This window comes from Vibrio sp. 1CM8B, assembly GCF_023161685.1.
Lineage (GTDB): Bacteria > Pseudomonadota > Gammaproteobacteria > Enterobacterales > Vibrionaceae > Vibrio > Vibrio coralliirubri.
Map to the genome: position 1 here is coordinate 47,520 of NZ_JALNTU010000021.1, position 10,143 is coordinate 57,662.

The following is a 10,143-nucleotide window of genomic DNA, read 5'->3' on the forward strand; positions in this document are numbered from 1 at the left end:
AATCTAAGAGGTGATCGTGAAGCTATTTAATCCCCAAACTATTTTTCAAACGCTATCCAATCAGGCGATGCACAAAAAAGTGCTGCTGCTCGCGATCCCGATGGTTCTCTCTAATATTACTGTTCCACTGCTGGGCTTAGTCGATGCGGCGGTTATCGGTCACCTCGAGCACTCTTGGTATTTAGGTGGTGTGGCGCTGGGCGGCACAATGATCAGCGTGACCTTTTGGTTGCTCGGTTTCCTGCGTATGTCGACAACAGGGCTAGCCGCACAATCTTATGGTGCGAATGATGGCAAGCAACTTGGTTTAGTCTTCGTGCAAGGCGTGACCATGGCCTTAGGGTTTGCTGGTATCTTTTTGCTTTTACACAGTCTAGTCGCCGATTTAGTTTTCTCATTGAGTAGCGCCAGTGATCAAGTTAAGCACTATGGTCAGCAATATTTTTCAATCCGCGCCTGGAGTGCGCCTGCCGCGCTGACTAACTTTGTGATTCTAGGTTGGCTGCTCGGGACTCAAAATGCCAAAGCGCCCATGTGGATGGTGATCATCACCAATATCACCAATATCATTTTGGATATCGTTTTTGTTATCGGCTTAGGATGGCAAGTGGAAGGTGCAGCATTGGCATCTGTAATGGCTGATTATGCCGGTCTAACATTTGGCTTGATTTGTGTTTACCGAATCTGGGCGAAGAAACGGTTACCATCGCCATGGGATCTGCTTAAGAAAACCAGCCAAGGTTTGAGTCGTTTCGTGAAATTGAATCGCGATATCTTTCTTCGTTCACTATGCCTACAAGCGACTTTCACTTTCATGACCTTCCAAGGTGCAAGCTTTGGCGATGATGTTGTTGCAGCCAATGCCGTGTTGATGAGTTTCTTGATGATCATCTCTTATGGGATGGATGGCTTTGCCTACGCAATGGAAGCGATGGTAGGTAAAGCGATAGGCGCGAAAGACAAAGATGAACTGAACCAGTCATTGATTGGTACTTTCTTCTGGAGCTTCAATATTTGTTTGGTACTGACCATAGCGTTCGCACTCGCTGGCTCGAGTTTGATTAATATGATCACTACCATTCCTGACGTGAAGAGCCAAGCCGAGGTGTATTTACCGTGGTTAATCGCAATGCCATTGGTGTCTATGTGGTGCTTCTTGTTGGATGGTATTTTTGTTGGAGCAACCAAGGGCAAGGATATGCGCAATAGTATGTTTGTTGCGACCTGCAGTTTCTTCGTGATTTTCTACTTAGCATCAGGTTTAGAGAACCATGCACTGTGGTTAGCGATGCTGAGCTTTATGGCAATGCGCGGAATTGGTCTTGGTGTGTTGTTTGTTTCTCAGTGGAAGAAAGGGGAGTTTCTCGCTTAGCTCTGAGGGCTCTGTTTGTGGAGAGTAAATGAGGCTGTACAGGTAAAGGGGTATTTAGAACATCATGATCTAATTACTATCAATGCCTTAATATTCAATATCTTAAATAAAAACAGCAAGCGCATGGCTTGCTGTTTATGCATTTGGCCTATGGGTGGTCAAATACTCCTATTAGTTCTATATCTAGAATAAACGGTTGAGTCCGTTGAGTGCTGCAACGCGATAAGCTTCCGCCATCGTTGGGTAGTTAAAGGTCGTATTCACAAAGTACTCGATGGTATTTGCTTCACCTTTCTGTTCCATGATCGCTTGCCCGATATGGATGATTTCAGCGGCACGCTCACCAAACACATGGATACCTAAAATCTCTTTGGTTTCGCGATGGAACAAAATCTTCAAGCTACCAATATCTTTACCCGCAATTTGAGCACGAGCTAGGTGTTTGAATGAAGAACGTCCTACTTCATACGGTACTTTAGCTGCGGTAAGTTCTTGCTCGGTTTTACCAACAGAGCTGATCTCAGGGATGGTGTAGATGCCGGTTGGAATGTCTTCGATAAGGTGGCGTTCAGCTTCACCTTTCACAATTGCCTGAGCCACAAAACGACCTTGGTCATAAGCAGCGCTTGCTAGGCTAGGGTAGCCAATCACATCACCGACAGCGTAAACATGGTCAACATTGGTTTGGTAGTTGGTGTTTACTGAGACTTGCCCACGCGAGTCCGCTTCTAAGCCAACTGCACCAAGGTTAAGTTTATCGGTATTACCCGTTCGGCCATTAGCATACAGCAGGCAATCAGCACGCATCTTTTTGCCTGACTCTAAGTGAATGATCACGCCATCATCAGTGCCTTCAATTTTCTCAAAGGTTTCATCGTTGCGAATCACGACACCGCTGTTCCAGAAGTGATAAGAAAGTGCATCTGAGGTTTCATTGTCTAGGAATGACAACAGACGGTCACGAGTATTGATAAGATCGGTTTTTACACCCAAACCGCGGAAAATCGACGCATATTCACAACCAATAACGCCAGCACCATAAATGATGATGTGTTGCGGGTCGTGTTTAAGAGAAAGAATCGAGTCACTGTCGTAGATACGTTCATGTAGGAAGTCGACGTTATCTGGTTGGTAAGGGCGAGAGCCTGTCGCGATAACAAATTTGTCTGCACTGTAATGTTCTTCAGTGCCATCGCTTTGCATTACCGAGACAGTGTTGGTATCGATAAAACGTGCAGTACCAAATACCAACGTGCACTGGTTGCGGTCGTAGAAGCCTTGGCGTAATCGAGTCTGCTTGTCGATAACCGATTTGGCATGACCCAAAATGTTGGAAAACGTTGAGTGAATGCTTTTGTTGTTCTGACAAAACAGCGGATTACTGTTGAATTCGATAATACGACTTACGGCATGACGCAGTGCTTTTGAAGGAATCGTTCCCCAGTGAGTACAACCACCACCAACGCTGCTCTCTTTTTCAATGATTGCAACGTTCAACCCTGCTTTGGTTAATCCCATCGCTGCCCCTTCTCCTCCGGGGCCACTACCAATTACGATTACATCAAAGTGGTTGGAGTGCGGCATAGATATCTTCCTTGTTATATTTGATTAACATTGCTTTAGCGAGATTTTAACTGATTCTGTTCTTGGGTACATGAAAAGGGCATCAGAGAGTCGGTGGGATCACGCAGTGTTATCGAAAAAATAATATTTGGTATGTCGTATGTCTCCAAATGACAGTGTGGATATTGAAATTTTTTCTTCGAACGTATTTACTTCGGTACGTGAACAAAGAGGTATGTTTAGTGTCTTATATAACCAGAGTGCCTTATATAAATAAGTGATTCGCGTTATATTGAACAGAGTATTAGACATGCCTGTTTAGGCTGTAAAAGAAGAAATTGATAAAGTATGAAACCAATGGGCATTCGCGCACAGCAAAAAGAAAAAACTCGTCGCAGCTTAATCGATGCAGCATTTAGCCAACTCAGCGCCGATCGTAGTTTTTCCAATCTAAGCTTGAGAGAAGTCGCTCGTGAGGCTGGAATAGCACCGACTTCCTTTTATCGTCACTTTAAAGACATGGATGAGCTTGGCTTAACCATGGTTGATGAAGGTGGCTTACTGTTGCGCCAGTTAATGCGTCAAGCTAGGCAACGCATAGTAAAAGAAGGCAGTGTGATTCGCACATCGGTTGAAACCTTTATGGAATTCATTGAAAGCAGCCCTAACGTATTCAGACTGTTATTGCGAGAGCGCTCAGGAACTTCATTTGAGTTTCGTGCAGCGGTAGCTCGTGAGATACAGCACTTCTCTGCTGAGTTAACCGAATATTTGATAACGACTGGCATGACAAGGGACGAAGCTTTCACTCAAGCGGAAGCCTCGGTTATCTTAGTCTTCAACTCAGGGGCAGAAGCATTAGATTTAGATCGACGTCAGCGAGATGAATTGGCTGAACGCTTGATCATGCAATTGCGAATGATGGCCAAAGGAGCTTTTTGGTATCGTAAAGAACGTGAACGTAACCGATTAAAAGGCGGGATTGAATAATGTCGAATGAAAATAATACTGTAAACCGTGGTTCTGAAAGAAAGACACTCGTACTTGCTGTTGTAGCCGGTGTGTGTGGTGATGCATTGTTATCTTGGGTAACAATGAGTGAAGTGGGCTTCTCTATTTTCCCGCTGATCGCTTTAGTTTTGGCAGTACAAGCGCTTTACCAAGAATACCTAACTAACCCAGTATCTGAAGATATCCCACTAGTAGGCTTAGCTTGTTTCTTCGTGGGTGCATTTGGCCACTCGGCTTTCGTGAAAGCACAGCACCCTGATGCAGGTTCAAACTTCTTTGCGATTATAGTCGCGATGCTGCTTTTAGCCTGGGTAGGTAAGAAGCTAGGCTTTATCGGTAAAACCGCTTAAACCAATCTACAAATAAAAAAAACGAGCCAATTGGCTCGTTTTTTTGTATCTGCTGTTTGTCTTAGACCGAGAAAGCGGATTTATGCTTTACGCTCTAAGAACACACCCGCTTCCATGTGGTGGGTGTAAGGGAACTGGTCAAATAGAGCAAAACGAGTGATATCGTGTGTTTCGCTTAGAATGTCTAGGTTCTCTTTCAATGTTTCAGGGTTACAAGAGATGTACATGATGCGCTCGTAACCTTGAACCATCTTACAAGTGTCAACATCCATACCTGAACGCGGTGGATCAACAAAGATAGTGTTGCAGTTGTAGCTCTTAAGATCGATGTTCGCTTGTTGTAGACGACGGAACTCACGCTTGCCTTCCATTGCTACGGTAAAATCTTCTGCAGACATACGGATGATCTGAACATTTTCAATGTTGTTCGCCGCGATGTTGTATTGCGCAGATTCCACTGACGGTTTCGCCAGTTCTGTTGCTAGTACACGCTCAAAGTTTTGTGCCAGCGCTAATGAGAAGTTACCGTTACCACAGTAAAGCTCAAGCAAGTCGCCTTTGCTGTCTTGAGTACAATCGACTGCCCATTCCAACATTTTCTCTGCTACTTTGCCGTTTGGTTGAGTAAAGCTGTTCTCTACTTGCTGGTAGATGTAGCTATCACCATTCACGTCTAGCTTTTCAATGACGTAGTCGCGGTCCAGTACAATTTTCATCTTACGCGCACGGCCAATCAGGTTTAGGTTAAAACCTTCATCGTTTAATTGTTGCTTAAGTGCTTTAGCATCTTGAATCCACTGTTCACCTAATTGACGGTGGTAAAGCAGTGACACCAAAATCTCGCCGCTTAATGTAGAAAGGAAATCTACTTGGAATAGCTTGTGGCGCAGAGAGTGGTTGTCCTTCATTGCATCTGTTAATAGAGGCATTAGGTCGTTGATAAGACGGCTAGCAGCAGGGAACTGATCTACACGGTATTTTTCTTTAGTCTCTTGATTGAACATGACGTAATACATATCGTCACCTTCATGCCACACGCGGAACTCAGCACGCATGCGGTAGTGTTGTTCTGGAGATTCATACACTTCCAGTTCAGGCACATCATATTCTGAGAACATTTCTGTAAGACGCTCTGTCTTTTCTGCCAGTTGTTCTTGGTAGCGTTGCGGGTTTACATCTAAATTCGCCATTGTTATGCCTTTTGCTGTCGTGCTTTTAAATCAAGAGCGCAGATTTTATTCAATCACAGGCGCTTGTCCAGTGTTGAGAGCCATTCAATGTAAATCGACCATGAAAACTATAGCTTATAACAATCTTAGACTAGACAAATGATTCAGAGGTCAATACTATCTTCGGCAAGCTGGTGTCATTTAGATGTATAGATGGCTGAAGAGGGAATCTGGTGTAAATCCAGAACTGACGCGCAGCGGTAAAAGAGAACGAGTATTCATAAGACACTGCAAATAGCTTTTTGTGGGAAGTCGAATATTAGGTAACCATAAGGGTTGTGCTCTTGAGTCCGAATACCTGCCAGCGGCCAAACCATAAGATGTGGTTTGGTAGGACTTTACGCGATTTAGGATCACAACATGAACAAATCCCTTTTAGCGGTTGCTGTAGCATCGCTGCTTTCACCTATCTCCAATTTACACGCCCAACAAGCATCTGCCGACGAAACCATGGTGGTGACGGCTAACCGTTTTGAGCAACCTTTAAATGATGTTATTGCTTCTACTACCGTTATTTCAAAACAAGAAATAGAAGAAACCCAAGCTAAATCCTTAGTGGACGTTTTGAAACGAGTACCTGGTGTTGAAGTTTCTCAAAGTGGCGGACGTGGACACAGTGCCTCTGTTTTTATGCGCGGATATAATAGTGATCAAGTATTGTTTCTAGTCGATGGTGTTCGTATCGACTCTGCTGCGGGCGGCATTAACTTCAATCATATCCCTGTAGGTATTATTGAGAGAGTAGAAGTTATTCGCGGCTCTGGTGGCGCTTTATATGGTTCAGATGCGGTAGCGGGTGTGATTAACGTTATTACAGAGTCTGCTCATTCGACTGAATCGACAATGATAGCGGTTGGAGCTGGTAGTGATGCTCAAAAGGAAGCTAATTTCTCAACGACTCGAAAATTGTCGAACGGCGGAACATTGAAACTCGCTGGCGGTTTTGATGAGACTGAAGGTTACGATATTAAAGACCCGGCTACTGGTCTTAATTATGGCTATGAAAGCCAAAATCTTTTTGCGTCATATTCACAGCCGATCAATGAGGCTTTTACTGGCACAGCATCTGTTCGTTGGTTTGATAGTCTGACTGAGTATGACTCGGGTGGTAAGAACTATGGTTACTCTGAGAACTTGAGTGTTACAGCCGCTGTTGACTATAAAGGTGATAACTTAAGCTCTACCTTTAGAGCTAATCAGCAGGCAATCGAAAACCTAGACTATTCTCAAGCTCAAGGTAAAGACAATGCTGGAACAAAGAAGAAAATAGATCTGACGAACCTGCAGTTCTTAAATCAGTATTACGTTAATGAGAACGTATCTGTTGGTGCTGGTGCCGACTGGCGTAGAGAAAAACTTGATGATGATGCCTTGTCATATGGTTCACCTGATGCTCTAGCTGGCGAATCTCGCGATACTACTGGTGTCTATGCTTCTTCTGAACTTCGTTTCGGTGATGTTCAAATTGTAGGTAGCGTGCGTAACGATAAACATGATACTTACGACAATCACACTACATGGTCTTTAGGTACTCGCTATTACCTAACAGAAAAGCACTCACTTAGAGCGGCTGCTGGTACATCATTTAAAGCTCCGAGCTATTCTGATCTAACAACAAATCCAGACCTAGAGCCTGAAGAAGCCGAAAACCGCGAGATTGGATATACCGGTGAATTCGATTTATTCAAACTGGATGTGACAGCATACGATAATGAAGTCGATAACTTGATCATTTGGTACGAAGGTAGTCCGTTTTGGTATCCTCAAAACGTAGATGCAAAATTGAAAGGGTTAGAAATTACAGGTAATTTCGACACGTGGTTCATCCATCACACGGTTGTTGCTGAGTTTAAAGATCATAAAGATTCTGCGGGTAATAAATTAGCGAAGCGTGCTGATGAAAACTATAAGTGGTTGATGGATGCTTCATATAACGATTTTGATGTGAACCTTACCTATACATACACTGGGGATCGAGCGGGTAATCCAAAAGAAACCACTGACCCAGATAATATTTTGCCATCAGTGAGTTTGTGGGATGTTTCTGTAGGGTATTGGATTTCTCCTGAGTTAGTGGTTCGTGGTCGAGTTGATAACTTAACTAACGAGAAATACCAAACAACGCTAGGGTATAACGCTCCTGAGCGTAGATATTTCGCAAATCTAACTTACCAATTCTAATTATCACTTAAACCGCCTTCGGGCGGTTTTTTCTTATTGGGTATATCAATGAAAAAGAAAGTCGTCATAAGTTGGTCATCAGGCAAAGACTCAACATTAACCCTAGAACGCCTACTTGAAAGCACCGAGTATGAAGTTGTTGCTCTCTATACTACCTATGTTGGAGATGAGGTTCCTTTCCAAGTCACGCCAATTGAGGTTGTTGGAATGCAGGCAACATTGATTGGTTTGCCATTAATAACGATTGAGCTGCCGGAAGTCTTCCCAAGTAATGAAATCTATCAAAGTACGATTGTTACGGCGCTTAAAGGATCGGGTTTATCTATTGATGCTGTGGCATTCGGCGATATGTTTTGCAATGGTATTGCTGCTTACCGAAGAAGTTATATAGAACCTGCGGGTTGGGAGTGTGTATTTCCTCTACTGGGAGAGAGTAGCCAAGCGCTGGCTCAAGAAATCATAGATAGAGGAATCGAGACCTTTCTCGTCACAGTCGATAGCGATGCATTAGACATGATCTATTGCGGGAAAGAATACACGCCTGAGCTAATTGACAGTTTGCCAAGGCACGTCGACCCATGTGGTGAAGATGGTGAGTTTCATACCTTAGTAACGTCAGCGCCATGCTTTAAAGGAAAGCTTAAGATAGAGCTAGAAAATGCAGAGCAGGGTGAGCGCTTTGTGCATCAACGCTACCGAGCTTGCATTATATAGAGTGATGATTGGCGAAAACTAAGTGAAGGGGTATCATTGCTGCGGAACTTCTTACAGGTAATGGTTGTGTCGGAAAGCATACAAAAAAACATATTGGTCTTTGACTCTGGTGTTGGCGGTCTCTCTGTATATAAAGAGATAAGCCATTTACTACCCAATCACAACTATATCTATGTATTCGATAACGAGGCTTACCCATATGGTGAGCTCGATCAGCAAGTCCTCATTCAGCGAGTCCAAAATATCGTCGCCAGTTTTGTGGCGAGTCACGCTATTGATATTGTCGTGATAGCTTGTAATACGGCCAGTACGATAGTCCTGCCTACACTTCGCGCTAATAACCTTATCCCTATTGTCGGTGTTGTCCCAGCAATCAAACCTGCCTCGTTACTGGCAAATAAAGCGGTTGGCCTTATTGCGACTCCCGCGACGATTACTCGTGAATACACACACGAGCTCATCAAAAACTTCTCGAGTAATAAAAGAGTAGAGCTGTTGGGTTCTACTCGGCTGGTGGATATGGCCGAAGATAAACTAAGAGGTGAGGAGATTAGCCTTGAAGAGTTACAGCAAATCCTTCAACCGATGATTAATACAATTGATGTGGCCGTATTAGGGTGTACCCATTTCCCACTGATCAAATCAGAGATTCAACAAGTACTGGGTGAAAGTGTAGTGTTGATAGATTCAGGTAAAGCGATAGCTAAGCGGGTTCAAGATTTGTTGGGTTTGGAAAGCATTAATAAAGAAGAGGGAGTGCGTGAGGCTTTTTGTAGTGCACTTCCTAAAAAAGAAAGTGCACTAAATAGTATGTTAAAGCAGTTAGGGTTTAGCTCAGTTCAGATTCGTCCGCTTCAGGATGTTTAGGATCATTTGCAACACGTACTTTTAAAGTGCGTTGCATGTAATCTTTATCGTTAAGTGCAGAGATTGCATGATTCACATCATTACTTGCCATAACAACAAATCCAAAGCCTCTTCTTTTACCAGTACGTTTGTCTTTCATTAAACGTACTGCAAATACTTCACCATGCTCTGAGAATAATTCACGTACATGTGATTCGTTCGCTTTGTATGGAAGGTTACCCACATAAAGTGTTTTGGTTGAAGCCTTAGGTTCTGAATCTGATTTTGAGTCGGTGCTTGAAAAGTTAACAACAAAAGCGGAAGCCAAGACACCAAGGATAAAGGTAATTGCAGGCGATATATCTACCTGAGAGAAAACAATGCCGCCTAATACAGCCAGTGCGACAATTAACAACATCGATTTTTTTGAGTTCATATCGGAATACTACATATTAATAAACGAAATAGACGCATCTACCATTAACAAAATAGACACATGAATCTTACGTTCATGGCTTCCATTTTTCCAATGTATTGCTGTGATACGTCTCAAATGTTTAGTTTTTATTCGAAAAATGCGGATCTGGTGGCTTTTTAGGCGAACAAAACTTTTATTTCAAAAAGCCCTTGTGCTCCATCTCAATCTCTCTATAATGCCGCCTCACCGACACGGAGTGAGACGAAAGTCACACAGCGAAATCGGTAGAGAAAAAGAGTTTGAAAATAACCCTTGACTCTCAAAGTGGTGCAGGTATAGTACGCACCCCTAGCGACTGAGATGTGAATCACAAAACGCTAGCGCTCTTTAACAATTTAAACCTATCAATCTGTGTGGGCACTCGTTGATGAATATCAAAACGTTTTATCGTTAGATAAA

Annotated in this window: 9 protein-coding genes and 1 riboswitch; of the genes, 6 read left to right on the forward strand and 3 right to left on the reverse strand. The window is 43.3% G+C overall.

Annotation, left to right across the window (positions count from 1 at the left end; translation table 11 throughout):
• Nucleotides 1–16: 16 nt before the first annotated feature.
• Entirely contained in the window at nucleotides 17–1,372 is a 1,356-nt protein-coding gene (gene dinF / locus MSG36_RS23125) for an MATE family efflux transporter DinF (protein WP_248369854.1), read from the forward strand.
• A 183-nt stretch (nucleotides 1,373–1,555) separates the two neighbouring features.
• On the opposite strand, the gene sthA is transcribed toward dinF, so the two are convergent.
• Nucleotides 1,556–2,956, reverse strand: coding sequence for a Si-specific NAD(P)(+) transhydrogenase (gene sthA / locus MSG36_RS23130; protein ID WP_017061048.1), 1,401 nt, complete (start codon nucleotides 2,954–2,956; stop codon nucleotides 1,556–1,558).
• Between the two features lie 327 nt (nucleotides 2,957–3,283).
• Between sthA and fabR the strand changes: the two genes are divergently transcribed.
• Nucleotides 3,284–3,925: an HTH-type transcriptional repressor FabR gene (gene fabR, locus MSG36_RS23135; RefSeq protein WP_010438693.1), complete on the forward strand. Its 642-nt coding sequence runs from the start codon at nucleotides 3,284–3,286 to the stop codon at nucleotides 3,923–3,925.
• Nucleotides 3,925–4,296 (forward strand): YijD family membrane protein, encoded by a 372-nt coding sequence (locus MSG36_RS23140; protein WP_004736696.1) that lies wholly within the window; start codon nucleotides 3,925–3,927, stop codon nucleotides 4,294–4,296. Before fabR ends, MSG36_RS23140 begins: the two co-directional genes overlap by 1 nt.
• Nucleotides 4,297–4,376: 80 nt before the next feature.
• Here the strand turns inward: MSG36_RS23140 and trmA are convergent, their stop codons facing one another.
• Nucleotides 4,377–5,486 (reverse strand): tRNA (uridine(54)-C5)-methyltransferase TrmA, encoded by a 1,110-nt coding sequence (trmA, locus tag MSG36_RS23145; protein ID WP_017061050.1) that lies wholly within the window; start codon nucleotides 5,484–5,486, stop codon nucleotides 4,377–4,379.
• A 154-nt stretch (nucleotides 5,487–5,640) separates the two neighbouring features.
• Nucleotides 5,641–5,846, forward strand: a riboswitch (cobalamin riboswitch).
• A gap of 39 nt (nucleotides 5,847–5,885) precedes the next feature.
• Here trmA and MSG36_RS23150 point away from each other — a divergent pair.
• Genes MSG36_RS23150 through murI form a run of 3 tightly spaced genes read left to right on the forward strand, consistent with a single transcriptional unit; the run spans nucleotide 5,886 to nucleotide 9,287 of the window.
• Entirely contained in the window at nucleotides 5,886–7,706 is a 1,821-nt protein-coding gene (locus MSG36_RS23150) for a TonB-dependent receptor (protein ID WP_248369856.1), read from the forward strand.
• Nucleotides 7,707–7,754: 48 nt separating this feature from the next.
• Nucleotides 7,755–8,420, forward strand: coding sequence for an adenine nucleotide alpha hydrolase (locus MSG36_RS23155; RefSeq protein ID WP_248369858.1), 666 nt, complete (start codon nucleotides 7,755–7,757; stop codon nucleotides 8,418–8,420).
• Nucleotides 8,421–8,480: 60 nt separating this feature from the next.
• Nucleotides 8,481–9,287 (forward strand): glutamate racemase, encoded by an 807-nt coding sequence (gene murI, locus MSG36_RS23160; RefSeq protein WP_061040016.1) that lies wholly within the window; start codon nucleotides 8,481–8,483, stop codon nucleotides 9,285–9,287.
• Here murI and MSG36_RS23165 read toward each other — a convergent pair.
• The gene (locus MSG36_RS23165) at nucleotides 9,250–9,702 is read right to left on the reverse strand and encodes an RNA-binding protein (protein WP_017061054.1); all 453 of its coding nucleotides are present in this window, start codon (nucleotides 9,700–9,702) and stop codon (nucleotides 9,250–9,252) included. The genes murI and MSG36_RS23165 overlap by 38 nt on opposite strands.
• Nucleotides 9,703–10,143 lie beyond the last annotated feature (441 nt).